This is a genomic window from Brevundimonas sp. UBA5866, assembly GCF_002432125.1.
Lineage (GTDB): Bacteria > Pseudomonadota > Alphaproteobacteria > Caulobacterales > Caulobacteraceae > Brevundimonas.
Window position 1 is genome coordinate 1 of sequence record NZ_DJFS01000043.1, and the last position, 17,378, is coordinate 17,378.

The window sequence follows — 17,378 nt, forward strand, 5'->3', positions numbered from 1 at the left end:
AACGGATGTCGGCAATGGCCAGCGGGTCGATACCGGCGAACGGCTCGTCAAGCAGCATGAAGCTGGGCTTGCCGGCCAGGGCGCGGGCGATCTCGACGCGGCGGCGCTCGCCGCCCGACAGGCCGGTGGCCGGAGCATGGCGCAGGTGGTCGATGCGCAGCTCTTCCAGCAGGCGGTTCGTCTCTTCCTTGATCTCGCGCGCGGATGAATGGCGCAGTTCGACCACGGCGGCGACGTTCTGCTCGACCGTCATGCCGCGGAAGATAGAGGCTTCCTGTGCCAGATAGCCCAGACCCATGCGCGAGCGCTGGTACATCGGCTGGCTGGTGATGTCTTCGTTATCCAGCCAGATCTTGCCGCTGTCGGCAGGGATCAGGCCGGTGATCATGTAAAAGCAGGTGGTCTTGCCCGCCCCGTTCGGGCCCAGAAGGCCGAAGACCTCGCCGCGCTGAACCGTCAGCGAGACATCACGCACGACCTGACGCGGGCCGAAACTGCGGGCCAGATGCTCGACCTGCAGGCCACGGCGTGCGGTATCGACTGCCGCAGTGTCTGCAGTGGTCGCGCCCGGTTCGGGGGCAATGTTGAGGGCCGACAGTTCCTTGCGCGCCAAGGGGGAGGTGTCCTTAGTTCGATGGGTAGAAGACGCCGCGTACGCGGCTGCCGGCGCTTTCGATGCGCGCGGTTTCGGTGCGGACGTTATAAACGAGACGACCGCCTGACAGGACGTTCTGGCCCTGGGTCAGGATCACGTCGCCGGTCACGACGACCGTACCCTCGTTCATATTGTAGACGGCGTTGTTGCCGCGCATGCTCTGTTCCGGCGTCACGAAATAGACGTTGCCGGTGGCTTCGACGCGACGCGGTTGACCGTTCGTGTTGAAGATGCGGATGGCGTCGGCACGGATGCGGTTGGTGCCTTGGGTTACTTCGGCACGGCCGCGCAGCGCATATCCATCGGGCGTGTATTCGCCCGCGTCGGCGCCGAATTGTACCGGCTGGCTGGTGGCGTCCTGGGCGCTGAAGGCGACCGTGGCGGGCAGGCCCAGTGCGACGATCGCAGCGCTGGCGAGGAGGATGCTGGTCTTCTTCATATCTTACCTGCTCGAACCGGAGGGGTTGATGGTTCCGCTGATCTTTTGGTCGCCTTGACCTTTGAACTCTACTCTACGGCCTTGGTCATGGATGGCATAGGCCGATGCATTGATAGTTCCAAGGGGGCCGGTGCCGCTAACACCCTTGTTGCCGGTAATGATGCCGGTGCGGGTATCGATGACGGCTTCATCGGTCTGCAGGTCGAAACCTGAACCTCCATCACTGATGCGGACATTGGGGCCGATGATGACCTTGCGGTCGCCCTCGCTGTAGCTGCCGCCGTCGGCGGTCAGTTTGGTGATCTTCTGACCGCCAAGGTTCAGCTCCAGCAAGGGTTTGACCAGACGGTACTGATCGTTCTGGGCCGCGCGGATGGCCCCTTCTGCACCGATACGGAAACTGCGGCCCTGTGCGTCCTGTCCGTGGAACATGGGATTGTCGAGGCGCAGTTCGCGGCTTTCGTTGGCGCGGCGCTCGACACCCGACATGACCGAGCGGAACACCACCCATGTCACGGCACTGCCGGCAATTAGCAGGATAATGATAGGCAGGATGCGGCGCAGTTTCTGCACACGGCGGGATCGCTGGCGGAAACGCTCCGCCTCTTTGGCCACACGCGCTTCATCCGCGCTTTTCAACGCGTCCTGCTGCGCTTGTGTGGCCTCTGGATCGATCATGGGGGTCTCTTACAGCAGGATCAGGCGTGGGCGAAGATGTCGATCTCGTCCCAACCTGCCAGATCCAGTCGCGAGCGAATCGGCAGGAAGTCGAAACAGGCCTGGGCCAGTTCGGTACGGCCCTCGCGGGCCAGCATCTCGTTCAGACGGTTCATCACCACATGCAGGTGCAGAACGTCAGAGGCGGCATAATCCAATTGCGCCTGTGTCAGGGTGGCGGCACCCCAGTCCGAAGACTGCTGGGCCTTGGACAGGTCAATACCGGCCAACTCGCGCACCACATCCTTCAGGCCGTGACGGTCCGTATAGGTGCGGGCCAGTTTCGATGCGATCTTGGTGCAGTAGACCGGACGTGTCTCGACGCCCAGGTGCAGTTCGAACATGCCGATGTCGAAACGGCCGAAGTGGAAGATCTTCAGGACCTTCGGATCGGACAGCAGCTTTTTCAGGTTCGGGCAGTTATAGCCCGGACGGTGCATGCGCACGACGTGGGCGTTGCCGTCACCCGAAGACAGCTGGACCACGCACAATTCATCGCGACGGTAGCGCAGGCCCATTGTCTCCGAATCGACCGCAACAACGGGGCCGAGGTCCAGATCGTCGGGCAGGTCGCCTTCGTGCAGATAAACAGTCATGGGAAAAACTCGGTTGGGTTTCGCACCGCCGGCAGTGCGTCGGTCAGCAGGGCCTAAACATAGACGAACCGCGCTACACCGCTAGGAGGAACTTGGGCAAGGTCGTCGGTCCATAGACAAATGGCGCCGCATCGATTGATGCAGCGCCATCTGAGAAATGGTGCCCAGAAGAGGACTCGAACCTCCACGGCCGTTAAGCCACTGGCACCTGAAGCCAGCGCGTCTACCAATTCCGCCATCTGGGCCGGAGGGAGCGTTTCCGCCCCGCCGATGAGTGGGGTATAGGGGGACCTTTCTTGGGGGTCAACAGGCTTTTTGCACTTTCATGAAAAAACACGTCGGTAGATGAAAGTTCCGACTTTTCAGCGACCTATCAAGCAAGCCAGACCATGCGGCGCGTATCGGTAATGGCACCACGGGCCTGACTGAAGGCGCGGCGGGTTTCGCCCGTATAAAGGAAGCCGGCCTTCTCCAGAACGCGGCCCGAAGCAGGGTTGTCGGCAAAGTGGCCGGCCATCATGGCGCGGCGCTTCCACTTGCGCGAAGCCCATACCAAAGCGCCCTCCAGCGCCTCGGTGGCATAGCCGCGACCCCAGTAGTCGCGACCGATCCAGTAACCGGTTTCGGGGGCAGGGTCCTTGTCTTCGAACATTCCGATCACGCCGACAGGGCCGTGGTCCTCGTGTTCGATGACAAAGGTGTTGGCGCGTGCCGGATCCTGCGAGGCGACCTGAAGGACAAAATCCTCCGCGTGGGTGACCGTGAACGGGTGGGGCATGCGTAGGGTCATGCGGGCGATGTCGATATCGTTCGCCATACGGGCGATGCGCGATACGTCCTGTGGGCGCGGGGCGCGCAAGGTCAGGCGCCGCGTCTCGATGACAGGAGAGGTTTCAATCACGCACATTGTATTGCCTCGTTTCTCTGGACCATCTCCTTGAAGGGCTCGGATGGTCTTCGAGGCGGGGAAACGCAAACGGGGAGCCTGGTGATCCAGACTCCCCGCGGAAAATTTTCCCTAGGTCCGGACCGGCTGCTGGGTCAGCAACGCGATCCGAAACAAGATGCAGATCGCGTTACTCGGCGGCCATCGCCTCGGCTGCGTCATTGGCAGCCACGATGGACACGTAGGTACGGCCACCACGTTTGGTGGTGAACTGCACTGCACCGTTGACGGTCGCGAACAGGGTGTGGTCGCGGCCCAGGCCAACGTTGGTGCCCGGGTGGAATTTGGTGCCGCGCTGACGCACGAGAATGTTGCCGGCGAGAACCTTCTCGCCGCCGAACTTCTTCACGCCAAGGCGTTTCGACTCTGAGTCGCGGCCGTTACGCGACGAACCGCCGGATTTCTTGTGAGCCATCTTGTTGCTCCTCTGTTTAGACCCGCCCCGATCCGGAGATCTTTGGGTGGGGCTTGTCTGTCGTTACTGGCGGCCCGTCATGAAGACGGTCGCGTGTCCTGAAGCGGGCCCTGCGAACAGGGCCCAGCGAAACTCTTAGGCCTCAGTGGCCTCGGCTTTTTTCTTGGCCGGAGCCTTCTTAGCCTTAGGAGCTTCCTCAGCCGGGGCAGCTTCGACGCGCGGGGCCAGGCCACGAGCGCGAGCATTGATTTCAGCCTTGGTGATCAGCTCGACCTTGCCGTCCCACTTAGCGGTCTCACCAGCACCTTCGATGCCGGTGATACGCAGTACGGATTCCATCTGACGATGGCCGTTGGTACGACGATAGCCTTGGCGACGGATCTTCTTGAAGATCTTGATCTTCTCGCCCTTGCGGGTTTCGATCAGGGTCGCAGCCACCTTGGCGCCTTCGACAACAGGAGCGCCAACAGTGACGCCCTTGTCGCCGCCCAGCATGAGGACTTCGTTAAAGGAAACGTCAGCACCTGCATCGCCGTCGATCTTTTCGACAACAACCACATCGCCCGGTTGGACCCGGTACTGCTTTCCGCCGGTCTTGATCACCGCGTACATTATGAAGCCTCAGCGTGAACGCAAAAATGAATGCGCCCGCCGGGCAAACCCGCGGGCGAAGAGCGGCGACATATACGGAAGGCTGCGAAAGAGTCAACGTGTATCGGGCGTTTAAGGCCGGAATTCCCTTGCGCGGATTCAGGATGTGACCTGATTGCATGCTTTCTGCAAGGGTGCGGCAGCCCTCAGGCCGGGCTGACTTGGCCAATAGTCGTATCCGCGAGATTTGTTGAACGCGCGTACGCGAGGATGTGAGGGTGTAAAATAACTGCACATGCCCCTCGACTGTTATAAAATAACAGATTAAAGGGGCGTAATGATTTCCGCGGACCTCGCCCAACCTGTTGTTCTGTCTCTTTTGGGCGGTGGCTTCGTAGCAGCGGCCCTGCATGCTGCCCTGCCTACGCACTGGCTGCCCTTTGTGTTGGTCGGCCGTGCGCAGGGCTGGGGCATGCGTAAGGTCAGCGGGACTGTGATCCTGGCGGCACTGGCGCATGTGCTGACCACGGCTCTGGTGGGGGGTGTGGTTGCGGTTGCAGGCGTGGCTCTGGACCGTTGGGTCCACGGCGTACTGCCGCATCTGTCATCTGCTTTGCTGTTCCTGTTCGGTGCCTTCTATCTGGCGCGATACTGGCACCGCACCACTGTGCCGGACTGCAAGGGCTGTGAACATGACGAGCCCAAGGTGTCGGACCGCGCGGCCTTCTGGGGCCTTATCGCACTGATGGCGGCATCGCCCGGTGAGGTCCTGCTGCCGCTGTATCTGACGACGGCCACGCATGGTGCAGGGGTTTTCCTAGCCCTGAGCGCAGGTCTGGCGCTGGGTACCATCGCCGGCATGCTGGTTCTGACCTCGCTGGCGATGGCAGGATACTCGGTTCTGAGGCTGGAACGATGGGCGCGTTACGAAGGCGTGGTGCTGGGCGCATCCTTGATCGTTCTGGGCTTTGTCATGGCCTTCCACCCGGTCTGAACTGATAGGTTATACATTTACATTCAGATACTTAGGTTATCCGAAGGCTTGACGTAACGCCAAGGGGGTTCCAAGTGGGGCGTATGGCACATGATCACTCCTCCCACGCTCACGCGCATGACCACGCGGGCCATGATCACCATCATGATCACCATCATGATCACCATCATGGGCACCATCACGGTATCGGGGGGCATCACCACCATCACGGACCGACGGATACGGGCGACTGGCGATATGGTGTCGGCCTTGGCGTCAATCTTGTATTTGTACTGGTGGAGTTCGCGGCGGGCTGGTGGGCCGGGTCATCGGCACTGATGGCCGATGCGGGACATAATCTTTCGGATGTGCTGGGCCTGGCTATGGCGGGCGGAGCGGCGTGGCTGGCCCGTCGCAATGCCGGTCCGCGCCGGACCTATGGTTTTGGCAAGGCGACGGTTCTGGCGGCATTGGGCAATGCCCTGCTGCTGATCTTTGCCTGTGGCGTGATCACGGTGGAGGCCATCCACCGCTTTACCCAGCCCGCGCCGGTCCAGAGCGGCATTATCATTACCGTGGCGGCCATCGGTTTTGTCATCAACCTTGGCACGGCCATGCTGTTCCTGAAGGACCAGCACAAGGACCTGAACGTCAAAGGGGCCTATCTGCACATGATGGCGGATGCCGCCGTGTCGCTGGGCGTCGTCGTCGCGGGCGTGCTGATCTGGTTCACGGGCTGGGCGGTCGTTGACGCCATCGTCAGCCTGTTGATCGTGGCCATGATCATGATCTCGACGTGGGGTCTGCTGAAGGATTCGGTCAATCTGGCGCTGGATGCAGCGCCTGCGCACCTTGATCCCTCGGAAATCCGCGAGGCCCTGGTAGCCCTTGAGGGTGTGGATGCGGTCCATGACCTGCACGTCTGGGGCCTGTCCACGACGGATGCGGCTCTCACGGCCCATATTGTCCATGAGCGCGAGGATGCCGACAGCCTGTTGGCCGAGGCGCAAAAGCTGGCCAAGGGCCGCTTTGGCATCAGCCACACCACCCTCCAGCTAGAGCGCACGGCGCTGGACGACTGCCACCATTGCTAAAAGGTCGAAAGGGGTCTTTCCAACGCGGCTGTGAAGCGCCATCTAGCGCCTATGATCCAGAAGACCCCTGTCACCGTCCTGACCGGCTACCTCGGTGCCGGTAAAACCACCCTGCTGAACCGCATCCTCACCGAGGATCACGGCAAGCGCTACGCCGTCATCGTCAACGAGTTCGGCGAGATCGGTATCGACAACGATCTGGTGGTCGGTGCCGACGAAGACGTGTTCGAGATGAACAACGGCTGCGTGTGCTGCACGGTGCGCGGGGACCTGATCCGCGTGGTCAACGGCCTGATGAAGCGCCAGCGTCCGGGCAAGCCCGCGTTCGACGCCATCATCGTCGAGACGACCGGCCTTGCCGACCCCGGTCCGGTGGCCCAGACCTTCTTCGTCGACGACGAGGTCAAGGCCAAGACCCAGCTGGACAGCGTGACCGCCCTGGTGGACGCCAAGCACGTCATGCTGCGTCTGGACGACTCCAAGGAAGCCCGCGAGCAGGTGGCCTTTGCCGACCGCATCATCCTGAACAAGGTCGATCTGGTGTCGGAAGAGGAACTGGTCGCGGTCGAGAAGCGCCTGCGTGGCCTGAACCCGCTGGCCCCGATCATCCGCGCCGAACGCTCCAATGTGCCGCTGGACAAGGTGCTGGGCCTGAACGCCTTTGACCTGAACCGTATTCTGGAAGCCAACCCCAGCTTCGCCAACCCGCCGCACGGCGAGGAAGGCCACGTCCACGACGAGCACTGCTCGCACGATCACGGCCATGATCATCATCATGATCACGTTCATGATGAAAGCTGCGGTCACGGGGATCACTGCGACCACGACCACCACCACGGCGCGCGCGGCCACAACCACAACGACGACATCAAGGGTATCTCCCTGACGTTGGACCGTCCGCTGAACGGCGCGCAGTTCACCGCCTGGCTGGATCGGCTGCTGGGCGAGCAGGGTCAGAACATCCTGCGCGCCAAGGGCATCATCGATGTCGCGGGTGAAGACCGACGTCTGGTGTTCCAGGCCGTCCACATGATCCTCGAAGGTGACCTTCAGGAGCCGTGGGGCAAGGACGAGCGCCGCTGGAGCCGCGCCGTCTTCATCGGTCGTGACCTGAACGAGGCCGAGTTGAGAGCTGGCTTCGAGGCCTGCGCTGCATGACCGAGCCACGCAACCGCGTCGAGGCCAAACTCCTGTTCGAGTGCGGTAGCTTTGAGGTTCTGAAGGCGGGGGACCATGTCCGCTGTGCGGTGACCGGTGAGCCGATCGAAGTGGATGCCCTCAATTACTGGAATGCGGAACTGCAGGAGGCCTATGCCACACCGCAGGATATGCTGGCCCGCCTGCGGGAGCTGAAACGTATCTGATCCGGGCAATGAAAAGAGGCGCTTCAGGCGCCTCTTTTTTATTGGCCCAAGCGTCAAAGGCTACAGATAGCGGATCTCGAAACCGTTTTCGCGGGCGTGGCGTTCAAGGTCCGGATTGTGGATGTATATGGTGTTGTCCGGACGCTTGCCCCAGCGCTCGATTTCGTTCGGGTCGAATTGATGCAGGGCATTGTTGGTCCACTGCCAGGGGCTGTAGTCCAGCATTTTGAAGAACTCGATGTATTCAGGCGTGTGTGTGCCCTCGGCCATGATAACCGGTCGATGTTTGAGTATTGTCTTTAGAATACCGGTCAGCGTCAGAAGCTCTGCGCCTTCGACATCGATCTTGATGATATCCGGGTGTAGATTGAAGGCATCGCCCTGAAAGAAGGCCAGACGCTCGGCGTAGATCGCAATCCTGCGCTCGTGGCGATTGTTTCGAAACCAGTCAGCCCCCCAGCCTGTACGATAGAGATCGCGCTGTGTTGTCGCCAGTGGCGTTATCATCAGGCGGTCTATTACAGGGGTGTAGAGCTCCAGGAAGGCATTGGTATCGGAAAGACCGAAAGGGTAGGTTCTGACGTTTGGTTGATGGGCGGTATAGGCTGTCAGGACGCGGTAACAGACGGGGTTCGGCTCGAACGACACAATAGGGGTGTGAGGGTTCAGCAATCGATATGAGTTGATCGATTGTCCGCAGTTGGCACCTATATCGACGAACTGTTGGGCGTTTCTGAACTTTCCAAGAAAGTAAAAATCCTCTTCGTGAACTTTACTGCTGATCTCCGGGTTTTGGAGGAGGGGCTGTTCCATCGGTTTGACCGGATCAATAACGCCGCCCCACTCTCGCATCATATGGGTGGGATCGTCCCAGGTACAAAGTGTTTCCCAATCAACAAACTCGGCGATTTCGATTTCCATAATTCGCAAGCCTCGCTAGGAGCCGGACTGTCTATTCCGCCCAGGGGTTGAGACAAAAGGTCGAGAGCTGATCCATCAGGAAGCGCTCTCTTTCGCGCTGGATGCGCGAGTATTCTTCAGCATCGAGATGGAGTCTGCTGAAGACTTCCGTCAGTCGGCTTCCGACGGGCGTCATGACGACAATCAGTTCTTCGCCATAGCGGTTGATCGGCTCGTTACGCAGATATCTGGCCGCCACGGAATCGCGATGGACGGCGCGGGAAGTGGGGCCTTCCTGTCCGATGTTGACGGGCGCTGTATTCAGAAAAAGCAGTTCGAAACCCGTCGTTTCAGCCAATGCCTTGGCTGACCCCGGCGAAAAGAGATGCACATGTTCCGGATAACCGAACCAGACGTAGTGCGAGTGGCCGTAAACAATGGGAAACAGGGCGGCCGAGTTGGGCAGAAAGGAAATCACCAGTCCGTCCGGATCCATCAGTGTGCGCAGTTCGCGCAGAAAGCTGAAGGGATCGGTGAAATGCTCCAGCGCATGATAGGAATAGATGACCTGGCAGGGTTGTTGCTGCTGTTTTAGAAAATCGATCACGCTCTCGGTGTGAATATCCAGATTGCCTCGGGCGCGTCCCTGCTGGACCGCAGTTTTGTTCAGCTCGGTGCCGCTGACATTGTAGCCCTGTTCCTTTACGGCCTGCACGGTACCGCCAAAGGCGCATCCGAACTCATGGACATGTGATCCGAGGCCAAAGCCGAAGGACTGCATCAGTGCGATAACGCGCGATGACCGTTCCTGGGTTTTCGCAGGATTGTAGTCGCCTTCCACATTGTACCAGCTTTCAGAAACGGCTGGATATTCAATACTGTAGAAATGGTCGAGAACTTCGTCAGGCGGGTCGTCAAACCGTAGATAGGCACAGCAAGGGCATCGCTTGGCTTGGTGGAACACACCGGCGTACTCGCGGCCTAAAGGATATGTGCCCTGATAAGCGGGGATGAGAAGGGATGGATTGGAGACGGCACAAGTTGCGTCTCTGTCATCCCGAGGCTTTGTTCGAGACAGCATCAAGTCGTGCTTTCTTTAATTAATGTAAATATAAAAAGCGACTAAAATACTTGAACAGGTAACTATGAAGATCGATGTTATCAGATAATTGTCTAGCTGTGTAAAATTTTGCTATTTACATAGACCTAATGTAAATAGTCGTTCTGAATTCTATACTGTATAATGATAATATAATTAAAATTCATTTTACTTATATGTTAATAGCCACTGCTTCAAGGCTGTTGCCAAGGACTCCGGCTGCTCCAACGGTATCATGTGTCCGCTGTCTGTAATGGTCATGCGGCGTGCGCCAGCGATGCCTGATTCCAGTTCGATCTGCTCGGCCTCGGAGCGCAAAAGGTCGTTGTCGGCGCTGATGATAAGTGTCGGGACCGTCATGTCGGACAGGCGCTCCAGATCACCGTCGCGGGCGATGAAGGACTGACGGTGGAAGACATGGCCACCCAGTCGCACACCCATGTCGCGCACCCGCGCCAACATGGCGGCATCGTCGCGCAGATCAGGGTGCAGCGAGGACTGGATCGCGGGACGGCTGAGGCCTTTGAAACGTTCGGGCGGGGATTTCAGCGCACTGCGTCGCTGGCGGATCATCTCTTCGGTGTCGCTGCGGGCGGATGTGGCGATCAGCATCAGGCTTTCGACACGACCGGGGGCAAGGCGAACGATCTCGCGTGCCACATAGCCGCCCATAGAAAATCCGGCGAGGTGGAAGCGCGCGGGCAGGGCGGGCAGCAGGGCCTCGGCCATTGCCTCGATGGTGTCGCCCTCTCTCAGCGCCAGAGGGATGACGGGACCGAACGCCTCCAGCAACGGAGCGACATCGTCCCACAGCGTCTCGTCGGCCATGAAGCCGGAAACCAGCACTAACGCCATCACACAAACTCCCTATACGCCTTTCCTATAGAAGCGCGGAGCCGCCACGGCTATGAGCAGTGCAAACCGTATCCTGACACCAGAGACTTCGATGAACTTCACTTTCGACGCCCAGATCACCGCCGCCCTGTTCGACAAGACGCAGGCCGTGTTCGCCTTGGGTGACGGCTCGGTGCGGTTCGAGGACGGCTCGCGCAACGAGGTGCATGACGGTGCCGTGCTGTGCGCCTGTGTTCATCCGTCGGGCGAGGGCATCGTTACGGGCGGCGATGACGGCAGGGTCGTCTGGAGCCGTGTGGGCGAGGCGGTGGTTCTGGCCGAAGGAAAGGGCTGGATCGACTCCATCGCGTCCAGCAAGGACAGCGGGCTGATTGCCTTCTCCTCGGGGCGCACCCTGTCGGTTATCGACAGCAAGGACGCCACCTTCCGCCGCGATTTCCAGCACGAGCGTACCGTCTCGGGCGTGGCCTTCGACCCCAAGGGCCGCCGTGTCGCGACCTCGACCTATAATGGCGCGTGGCTGTGGTACGCCCGTATCGAGCAGCAACAGCCGGTGAAACTGCAATGGGCGGGTTCGCACATTGCTGTCGGCTTCTCTCCGGACGGTGCCTTCCTCGTCACCTCGATGCAGGACAACCAGCTGCACGGCTGGCGTCTGAAGGACCAGCGCAACATGCGGATGGGCGGCTATCCGGCCAAGATCAAATCCTTCTCCTTCCTGTCCAAGGGCCAGCTTCTGGCGACTTCGGGCGCGCAGGGGGTGGTGCTGTGGCCCTTTATCGGCGCCAACGGTCCGATGGGCCGCGAGGCAACCGAGATCGGCTATGACGAAAGCACGCTGATCTCGATGGTCGCCTCGGTGCCCGAACAGGGCCGACTGGTCGCCGGTCTGGAAGACGGCCGCGTGTGGTGGGCCGATCCGGCTGGCCGCGGCCTAGACTTCATCAAGAAGGACAAGGGCGCTGCTATCACCGCACTGGCCGTCAGCGCGGGGGCAGCCCGCATGGCGTGGGCTGACGAAGACGGCAACGCCGGCGTTCATTCGTTCTGAGGGGAGGGGATATGGCCAAGGGTAAGGTGCGTCGGCGCAGGCCGCTGCTGAAACTGTTCCTGTTTATTCTGGCCTTCCCCTTCATTCAGGTGGCGGTGCTGCGGTTCGTGCCCGCGCCGCCGACCATTCTGATGATCGAACAGGCCATTAAAGGTAACGGCCTCGACTATCGCTGGCGCTCGCTGGACAATCTGTCGCCGTATCTGGTGACCGCGGCCATCGCCGCCGAAGATGCCCGTTTCTGCTCGCACAACGGTTTCGACTTCGAGGCCATCCAGAAGGCGATGGAGGCCAATGAGCGGGCCGAGGCGCGCGGATCGTCCAAGGTGCGCGGCGGCTCGACCATCACCCAGCAGACGGCCAAGAACGTCTTTCTGTGGCCGGGCCGTTCCTATGTCCGCAAGGCGTTTGAGGCCGGATACTCTGTGTTGATCGAGTTCGGCTGGGGCAAGAAGCGCATCATCGAGATGTATCTGAATGTAGCCGAGTTCGCTCCGGGCGTGTATGGGGCTGAGGCAGCGGCACAACATTGGTACAACAAGAGTGCTAGAAACCTCAGCCGCGCTGAGGCTGCGCGTCTGGTCGCCGTTCTGCCCAGCCCCAGACGATACAACGCTGCCTCGCCGGGCCCCTACGTCCGTCGGCGCGCGTCGAAAATTCAGGCTAATGCCGCACAGGTACGGGCCCAGGGCCTCAACCGGTGCGTCATCGGTCAGTAGTACTGTAAACAAATCCAACAAACACGGGTCGGATTAACCGTTTCTGTTGATCCAATGTAACCCATTTGTCATTCAAAGTGCCCTATTCGCTCGGGAGGGGGACAGACTGGTGCCGGAGAGAAAGATGAACAGTTTCGGGGGCAGGCTTGGACGTCTGCTGAAAAGGTTTGCACGCTCCCGGAAAGGCAATGTGGCCATGATGGCTGGCATCGCTTTGCCGGTTCTGTTGATGATCTCGGCCGGGGCTATCGACCTGCACCACGCCGCCAAGGTCAAGAGCGAGCTTCAGGATGCGCTCGATGCGGCGACGCTGGCGGCTGCCCGTTCCAACTACACGGCGGCATCGGACATCCAGCGCGTCGGTATGGCCTCGCTCAAGGCGAATATGCCGAACTACTTCAAGGACGGCGGCGGCGATGTCGCGAGTTTTACGCTGCCGTCACGGTATCAGGTCCAGGCGACGGCTACCGTCCAGGTGAAGACCATCATCGCCAACGTCTTCCTGCCGCCATACGGGAAATTGTTCGATGACTATCTGCCGATGAGCGCGTCGTCGGACGTTCTGCGTGCGTCGCGGAATGTGGAAGTGGCGATGGCGCTGGATATCACCGGCTCGATGGCCAGCTACATGAAGGACCTCAAGGATGCCGCCAAGGAACTGGTAGGCATTGTGGTTCAGGGCGATCAGCAGGTGTTCCAGACACGCGTTGCTCTGATCCCTTATGCTGCGGGCGTGAACGCCGGCACCTATGCCGAGGCCATGCGTGGCGTGCTGTTGGAAAAGACCAATATTACGAACGTGGCTTGGCACCAGGGTGCGAAGGTCCTCACGGGTGCAGCAACCACAGGATTTACGGCACCAAACGGGCATGGCCTGTCCCCGGGCGATTACGTTTATCTGACCGGTTTCGCGACGAACCCAACGAGCGGGAACTCTCTCCAGAACAAGATCTTCCGTGTTAACAGCGTCAATGGTAACGTATTTACGATCAATGAGTCGCTGACGTCGCGGAATATTGTCGCCAACGGGACCCGCACCTTCTATCGTTGCTACGATTCACAGTGCAACGTGGCCGTCACCAGCCCTAACCACGGCCTTTCCACAAACGATTACGCGACCATTACAGGTGTCAGCGGCATCACCGCGCTCAACAACAACACCTATAAGGTCACCCGTCTGACCGACAGCATGTTCACCGTGCCTGTGGCCCGTCCGTCGGGCACGTTCTCGGGCTCGAACGGGCGTGTCGAATGCCATTACGATGGCTGTAAGGTTCGTAAATTCGACAGCCAGGACGGCGTGATGAGAACGCTGGCGTCTTCGACGTGTGTCACCGAGCGTCCGTATGCGTCGGGCCGTTCGGTGCCGAGCGACGTCGCGCCCTCGAGTGGCTCTCGCACAAATCTCGTGGGCCGTATGTATCCGGAGATATCTTCGTCGAATGCCAACCCCTGTCCGACGCCGGTCATCACTCCGCTGACCAATGACATCACGTCCAGCAACAATCTGAACAAGATCATCGATGACTATTCTTCTGGCGGCAGTACGGCCGGTCAGATCGGTATCGAGCAGGCCTGGTATGCGATCTCGCCGACGTTTGGGTCGATTTTCCCGAAGGACAGCAGGCCGAACGAGTTCGACAGTTCAAAAACGGTGAAAGCCGTGATCCTCATGACCGACGGCGAGTTCAATACGCCCTACTGTCAGGGGGTGATTTCGCAAGATGCCGTCGATAACGGGAACGCCGGTAACAAGGACTATCAGATCAACTGCGGCTCGACGAATGGCAGTGTCTTCGAGCAGTCTGTGAGGGTCTGCGACGCCATGAAGGCACAAGGCATCGTCGTCTACACCGTGGGCTTCAACCTCAAGACCGCGCCGCTGAACTCGGTCACGGATACGGCCTATGAAGTGATGTACCGCTGTGCCACGGACCCGAGGGAGCACTTCTTCGCGACGACGAGCGGTCGCGACATGAAGGAAGCTTTCAAGCAGATCGGGCGTGACATCACACGTCTGCGTATCGCCCGCTAAGGCGGTAGGTACGAGGCAATGAAAAGGGCCGGACGAGTGATCGTCCGGCCCTTGCTTTTGGAGGTGCGCGAAGCGCTTAGATCAGCTTGATCTCGCGCAGACGCTCGGTGAGGAAGTCCTCGGCCAGAATGGTCTTACCGGCATAGCGGTCCGGGTTTTCCGGCGTGATCGTGGACGGCAGGGTCTCGATCGGGAAGTCCGGATTAAAGTGCAGGAAGAACGGGGTCGAGTAGCGGGCGAAGCCGCGACGTTCCGGTGCCGGATTGACCACGCGGTGGGTGGTCGACGGCAGGACGTGGTTCACCAGACGCTGCAGCATGTCACCGATGTTGATGACCAGCGCGCCCGGAGGCGGTGCGATGTCCAGCCATTCGCCGTCGGCATCCTTCAGCTGCAGGCCAGCCTCTTCGGCGCCCAGCAGCAGGGTGATGACGTTGATGTCTTCGTGGGCACCGGCGCGCACGCCTTCGGCATCGGCGGGGATCGGCGGATAGTGCAGCAGGCGCAGGACCGAGTTGCCCAGCTGGACCTTGTCTTCGAAGAAGTCGTCGTCCAGCTTCAGATAGCGGGCGATGGCCTTCAGAATGCGGCGGCCCAGCTCGTCCAGAGCCGAGTACATGCCATAGACATTGTCCTTGAAGGTCGGGATTTCGGTCGGCCATACGTTGTCACGCATGTACTTCTTGTACTCGTGACCTTCCGGCAGTTCGCGGCCGGTGTGCCAGAATTCCTTGAGGTCGCGGATGCTTGCGCCCTTGGCGGTTTCCACGCCGAACGGGGTCAGGCCGCGTGCGCCGCCGGTGCCGGGGATGTGGTATTGGCGCTTGGTTTCCTCGTCGAGGGCAAAGAAGGCCTTGGCATCGTTGATGGCGGCGTCGATCACCGCTTGGTCCAGACCGTGGTCCGCGACGACGGCAAAGCCGTAGCGGGCGAACGACGCGCCCAGCTCATCCGAGAAGCCCTGGAAGTCGCTGTCGTAACGGGTCATCGACACCGGCACGATGGCCTTTTTCTTTTGGCCCTCGGCGGCCACGGCGGTGATGGTGGAGGTCACTTGATTACTGCCTCAAGTTGGTGGGTCTGGGAACTTTCTACCTTGTACCGATAAATAATGGCAGCGGCTGGCCCATAAACAGGGCTTTTCATTCTGCTTTCGTCTATCAATACCGTCGATTGTGGTTCGAAGGATACAGGAAGCCTGCCACCAAGGGGTAAATCGTGCCCCTTGAAGCCAGCTTGTTGTAATGCCGACAATAACCGCAGCTTCTATTACAACGCTGCGGTCGGCAGCACCTTGATCCTGATCAATCGGCCTGCGGGATGTTCGAGCCGATCCGGCGCAGATGGCGGCAGATACGCGTCTCGTTGTCGAACCGCTCCCACAGTTCGGCATTGCCCGACTGGACCATTTGGCAGTTCACCTCGACCTTGTCCGGCGTCCAGCAGATGGCGGTCACGCGGTCATAGCTCTGTCCGGTGGTCATACAGTCCAGCGTCCTGCCGCGCACCATGCGGGTCAGGGCCGCCGTGGACTGGGCTGCGCTGGCCTTCGAGCACGGGTGCCCCGGACTGCAGGTCTCGTCCCGCTCGCGCGCGGAAATGGCGTGCAGCCGCACCCGCGTCCCGTCCTTGCAGCGCAGGGTGTCGCCGTCATTGACGTAATCCACCACGCAGCGGAAATCCGCCTCCTCCGCCGCCTGTTCGACGCTGGGCGGAAAGACCGAGGGCAGGGCGGTGGTGGCCATGCTTGATGCGGTCTGCCCGACCCTGCTGCGATCCTCGGGCTTCAGGATGAAGAAGATCGCCACCGCCGCCGCGACCAGCACGCAATAGACAAAGACCACCCCCAGCGGGTTGTTTGAAGAGGGTTGGGGCGGGGAATGGCGTCGGCGCATCCGCAAACCCTTGCCTGAGTCGGGACTGCGGTCACCTGCGCGCACCGTGGAAAGAACGGGTGCCGGAAATGGAAAACCCCTCGCCGCGCTAACGACGAGGGGTTCATGGTGGAGCTAAGCGGAGTCGAACCGCTGACCTCTTGAATGCCATTCAAGCGCTCTACCAACTGAGCTATAGCCCCGGACTTTTTGGGTCTGGATGGAGGCGGCTTTCAGAAAAAAGAGCTTCCATAAAATGGAAAACCCCCCGCTGTGTTGCAGCGAGGGGTTTATGGTGGAGCTAAGCGGAGTCGAACCGCTGACCTCTTGAATGCCATTCAAGCGCTCTACCAACTGAGCTATAGCCCCGAACCTTGCGGTCGGTCCCGACGGGGTTGTGGGCCCCGTCGAGGTGGCGGAAACTAGGGAGTTCCGACCGGAAGGTCAAGCGGTTCTGAAAACTTTTTTCCGCTTAGTTTTCAGAACCTTGGTTTTACTCGTCGTCCAGCGACGGCTTGGTCAGTTCTTCGTCCAGACCATCGTCGTCTTCGTCTTCGATGAACGGCACGGAGTCGTCATCGTCGTCGAGAACGTCGTCGTCGTCACCGTCGGTGGTGCCCAGGCCGGCGTCGTCGGCAACCGGATCGGCGTCGTCGTCGTCATCCGGGGTCAGGATCGGTTCGTGGCCTTCCTGATCGATTTCCGGCGTCGCTTCGACGTCGTCTTCCTCTTCGTCACCGTCGACCGACTTGTCGGCGACTTGATCTTCGTTGTCCTCGTCGTCAGCCGCATAGCCGGCACCACGGCGGACGCGACGGCTCTTCAGAGCCTCTTCCATCGGGTCAAACTCGGTGCCGCACTTCGGGCAGCGCGCCGGGCGACGGTTCAGGTCGTAGAATTTGGCCTGGCAGTTCGGGCAGATCTGCTTTTGGCCCAGTTCGGGATTAGCCACGGAATAAACCTTCGGCGGGAGTTGAGTTGATACTCGGTAAATCGGGCGGCTCCCTTGCCACCCGAAACGGCCACTGTCAAAAGCCTTATGTGACGCGACTGCG

At 60.2% G+C, this 17,378-nt stretch carries 21 protein-coding genes and 3 tRNA genes; 8 read left to right on the top strand and 16 right to left on the bottom strand.

Going from position 1 to position 17,378, the window contains the following annotated elements:
- The 8 genes from lptB to rplU all read right to left on the bottom strand — a co-directional run.
- The coding region (lptB, locus tag B3H86_RS04865) for an LPS export ABC transporter ATP-binding protein (protein ID WP_292051635.1) at positions 1-583 on the bottom strand (583 nt) is incomplete at its 3' end.
- 43 nt (positions 584-626) lie between these two features.
- On the bottom strand, positions 627-1,094 hold the full coding sequence (locus B3H86_RS04870; RefSeq protein ID WP_292051559.1) for an LptA/OstA family protein: 468 nt from the start codon (positions 1,092-1,094) through the stop codon (positions 627-629).
- 3 nt (positions 1,095-1,097) lie between these two features.
- Positions 1,098-1,772 (bottom strand): LPS export ABC transporter periplasmic protein LptC, encoded by a 675-nt coding sequence (gene lptC / locus B3H86_RS04875; protein ID WP_292051561.1) that lies wholly within the window; start codon positions 1,770-1,772, stop codon positions 1,098-1,100.
- A gap of 20 nt (positions 1,773-1,792) precedes the next feature.
- Positions 1,793-2,407: a ribonuclease D gene (locus tag B3H86_RS04880; RefSeq protein WP_292051564.1), complete on the bottom strand. Its 615-nt coding sequence runs from the start codon at positions 2,405-2,407 to the stop codon at positions 1,793-1,795.
- 158 nt (positions 2,408-2,565) lie between these two features.
- Positions 2,566-2,652: transfer RNA gene (locus B3H86_RS04885), tRNA-Leu, on the bottom strand.
- A gap of 128 nt (positions 2,653-2,780) precedes the next feature.
- A complete protein-coding gene (locus B3H86_RS04890; protein WP_292051566.1) occupies positions 2,781-3,314 on the bottom strand; it encodes a GNAT family N-acetyltransferase in 534 nt (177 codons plus the stop codon).
- A gap of 169 nt (positions 3,315-3,483) precedes the next feature.
- A complete protein-coding gene (gene rpmA / locus B3H86_RS04895) occupies positions 3,484-3,768 on the bottom strand; it encodes a 50S ribosomal protein L27 (protein ID WP_292051567.1) in 285 nt (94 codons plus the stop codon).
- Between the two features lie 135 nt (positions 3,769-3,903).
- Positions 3,904-4,380 (bottom strand): 50S ribosomal protein L21, encoded by a 477-nt coding sequence (gene rplU, locus B3H86_RS04900; protein ID WP_292051569.1) that lies wholly within the window; start codon positions 4,378-4,380, stop codon positions 3,904-3,906.
- A gap of 316 nt (positions 4,381-4,696) precedes the next feature.
- On the opposite strand from rplU, the gene B3H86_RS04905 reads away from it, so the two are divergent.
- The 5 genes from B3H86_RS04905 (at position 4,697) to B3H86_RS04920 (ending at position 7,790) form a co-directional block, all read left to right on the top strand.
- Positions 4,697-5,353: a hypothetical protein gene (locus B3H86_RS04905; protein ID WP_292051570.1), complete on the top strand. Its 657-nt coding sequence runs from the start codon at positions 4,697-4,699 to the stop codon at positions 5,351-5,353.
- A 90-nt stretch (positions 5,354-5,443) separates the two neighbouring features.
- Positions 5,444-5,671 carry a hypothetical protein gene (locus tag B3H86_RS13895; protein WP_312821238.1) on the top strand — a complete coding sequence of 76 codons (228 nt, stop codon included), beginning with the start codon at positions 5,444-5,446 and terminating at the stop codon, positions 5,669-5,671.
- Entirely contained in the window at positions 5,629-6,426 is a 798-nt protein-coding gene (locus tag B3H86_RS04910; protein WP_312821239.1) for a cation diffusion facilitator family transporter, read from the top strand. Before B3H86_RS13895 ends, B3H86_RS04910 begins: the two co-directional genes overlap by 43 nt.
- A 51-nt stretch (positions 6,427-6,477) precedes the next feature.
- Positions 6,478-7,584 (top strand): CobW family GTP-binding protein, encoded by a 1,107-nt coding sequence (locus tag B3H86_RS04915; protein WP_292051576.1) that lies wholly within the window; start codon positions 6,478-6,480, stop codon positions 7,582-7,584.
- Positions 7,581-7,790 (top strand): DUF2093 domain-containing protein, encoded by a 210-nt coding sequence (locus B3H86_RS04920; protein ID WP_292051578.1) that lies wholly within the window; start codon positions 7,581-7,583, stop codon positions 7,788-7,790. The genes B3H86_RS04915 and B3H86_RS04920 overlap by 4 nt, the downstream gene beginning before the upstream one ends.
- A gap of 60 nt (positions 7,791-7,850) precedes the next feature.
- On the opposite strand, the gene B3H86_RS04925 is transcribed toward B3H86_RS04920, so the two are convergent.
- From B3H86_RS04925 to B3H86_RS04935, 3 genes are all read right to left on the bottom strand, one after another.
- Complete coding sequence (locus tag B3H86_RS04925; protein ID WP_292051580.1) at positions 7,851-8,711, bottom strand: FkbM family methyltransferase; 861 nt, start codon at positions 8,709-8,711, stop codon at positions 7,851-7,853.
- Between the two features lie 31 nt (positions 8,712-8,742).
- Complete coding sequence (locus B3H86_RS04930; RefSeq protein ID WP_292051637.1) at positions 8,743-9,771, bottom strand: class I SAM-dependent methyltransferase; 1,029 nt, start codon at positions 9,769-9,771, stop codon at positions 8,743-8,745.
- 186 nt (positions 9,772-9,957) lie between these two features.
- Positions 9,958-10,644 carry an alpha/beta fold hydrolase gene (locus B3H86_RS04935; RefSeq protein ID WP_292051582.1) on the bottom strand — a complete coding sequence of 229 codons (687 nt, stop codon included), beginning with the start codon at positions 10,642-10,644 and terminating at the stop codon, positions 9,958-9,960.
- 91 nt (positions 10,645-10,735) lie between these two features.
- Between B3H86_RS04935 and B3H86_RS04940 the strand changes: the two genes are divergently transcribed.
- The 3 genes from B3H86_RS04940 to B3H86_RS04950 all read left to right on the top strand — a co-directional run bounded on the left by B3H86_RS04940 (position 10,736) and on the right by B3H86_RS04950 (position 14,449).
- Positions 10,736-11,695, top strand: coding sequence for a WD40 repeat domain-containing protein (locus B3H86_RS04940; RefSeq protein ID WP_292051639.1), 960 nt, complete (start codon positions 10,736-10,738; stop codon positions 11,693-11,695).
- Positions 11,696-11,706: 11 nt separating this feature from the next.
- Positions 11,707-12,414, top strand: a complete 708-nt coding sequence (gene mtgA / locus B3H86_RS04945) for a monofunctional biosynthetic peptidoglycan transglycosylase (RefSeq protein WP_292051583.1) — start codon at positions 11,707-11,709, stop codon at positions 12,412-12,414.
- A 196-nt stretch (positions 12,415-12,610) separates the two neighbouring features.
- On the top strand, positions 12,611-14,449 hold the full coding sequence (locus tag B3H86_RS04950) for a pilus assembly protein TadG-related protein (protein ID WP_292051584.1): 1,839 nt from the start codon (positions 12,611-12,613) through the stop codon (positions 14,447-14,449).
- A 76-nt stretch (positions 14,450-14,525) separates the two neighbouring features.
- Here the strand turns inward: B3H86_RS04950 and B3H86_RS04955 are convergent, their stop codons facing one another.
- The 5 genes from B3H86_RS04955 to B3H86_RS04975 form a co-directional block, all read right to left on the bottom strand.
- Entirely contained in the window at positions 14,526-15,437 is a 912-nt protein-coding gene (locus tag B3H86_RS04955; protein ID WP_292051641.1) for an isopenicillin N synthase family dioxygenase, read from the bottom strand.
- A gap of 316 nt (positions 15,438-15,753) precedes the next feature.
- Positions 15,754-16,344, bottom strand: a complete 591-nt coding sequence (locus B3H86_RS04960; protein ID WP_292051585.1) for a thermonuclease family protein — start codon at positions 16,342-16,344, stop codon at positions 15,754-15,756.
- A gap of 106 nt (positions 16,345-16,450) precedes the next feature.
- Positions 16,451-16,526: transfer RNA gene (locus tag B3H86_RS04965), tRNA-Ala, on the bottom strand.
- A 90-nt stretch (positions 16,527-16,616) separates the two neighbouring features.
- Positions 16,617-16,692 (bottom strand) — tRNA-Ala (locus tag B3H86_RS04970).
- 124 nt (positions 16,693-16,816) lie between these two features.
- Positions 16,817-17,275: a TIGR02300 family protein gene (locus tag B3H86_RS04975; RefSeq protein WP_292051586.1), complete on the bottom strand. Its 459-nt coding sequence runs from the start codon at positions 17,273-17,275 to the stop codon at positions 16,817-16,819.
- Positions 17,276-17,378 lie beyond the last annotated feature (103 nt).

What these genes read in the sequence shown, in the direction of transcription:
- B3H86_RS04955 (WP_292051641.1), bottom strand. Translation starts at nt 15,437, where the DNA reads ATGACCCGTTACGACAGCGACTTCCAGGGCTTCTCGGATGAGCTGGGC.
- rplU (WP_292051569.1), bottom strand. Translation starts at nt 4,380, where the DNA reads ATGTACGCGGTGATCAAGACCGGCGGAAAGCAGTACCGGGTCCAACCG.
- B3H86_RS04940 (WP_292051639.1), top strand. Translation starts at nt 10,736, where the DNA reads ATGAACTTCACTTTCGACGCCCAGATCACCGCCGCCCTGTTCGACAAG.
- B3H86_RS04880 (WP_292051564.1), bottom strand. Translation starts at nt 2,407, where the DNA reads ATGACTGTTTATCTGCACGAAGGCGACCTGCCCGACGATCTGGACCTC.
- mtgA (WP_292051583.1), top strand. Translation starts at nt 11,707, where the DNA reads ATGGCCAAGGGTAAGGTGCGTCGGCGCAGGCCGCTGCTGAAACTGTTC.
- B3H86_RS04870 (WP_292051559.1), bottom strand. Translation starts at nt 1,094, where the DNA reads ATGAAGAAGACCAGCATCCTCCTCGCCAGCGCTGCGATCGTCGCACTG.
- B3H86_RS04930 (WP_292051637.1), bottom strand. Translation starts at nt 9,771, where the DNA reads ATGCTGTCTCGAACAAAGCCTCGGGATGACAGAGACGCAACTTGTGCC.
- lptC (WP_292051561.1), bottom strand. Translation starts at nt 1,772, where the DNA reads ATGATCGATCCAGAGGCCACACAAGCGCAGCAGGACGCGTTGAAAAGC.
- B3H86_RS04935 (WP_292051582.1), bottom strand. Translation starts at nt 10,644, where the DNA reads ATGGCGTTAGTGCTGGTTTCCGGCTTCATGGCCGACGAGACGCTGTGG.
- B3H86_RS04960 (WP_292051585.1), bottom strand. Translation starts at nt 16,344, where the DNA reads ATGCGCCGACGCCATTCCCCGCCCCAACCCTCTTCAAACAACCCGCTG.
- B3H86_RS04925 (WP_292051580.1), bottom strand. Translation starts at nt 8,711, where the DNA reads ATGGAAATCGAAATCGCCGAGTTTGTTGATTGGGAAACACTTTGTACC.
- rpmA (WP_292051567.1), bottom strand. Translation starts at nt 3,768, where the DNA reads ATGGCTCACAAGAAATCCGGCGGTTCGTCGCGTAACGGCCGCGACTCA.
- B3H86_RS04915 (WP_292051576.1), top strand. Translation starts at nt 6,478, where the DNA reads ATGATCCAGAAGACCCCTGTCACCGTCCTGACCGGCTACCTCGGTGCC.
- B3H86_RS04905 (WP_292051570.1), top strand. Translation starts at nt 4,697, where the DNA reads ATGATTTCCGCGGACCTCGCCCAACCTGTTGTTCTGTCTCTTTTGGGC.
- B3H86_RS13895 (WP_312821238.1), top strand. Translation starts at nt 5,444, where the DNA reads ATGATCACTCCTCCCACGCTCACGCGCATGACCACGCGGGCCATGATC.
- B3H86_RS04890 (WP_292051566.1), bottom strand. Translation starts at nt 3,314, where the DNA reads ATGTGCGTGATTGAAACCTCTCCTGTCATCGAGACGCGGCGCCTGACC.
- B3H86_RS04920 (WP_292051578.1), top strand. Translation starts at nt 7,581, where the DNA reads ATGACCGAGCCACGCAACCGCGTCGAGGCCAAACTCCTGTTCGAGTGC.
- B3H86_RS04950 (WP_292051584.1), top strand. Translation starts at nt 12,611, where the DNA reads ATGATGGCTGGCATCGCTTTGCCGGTTCTGTTGATGATCTCGGCCGGG.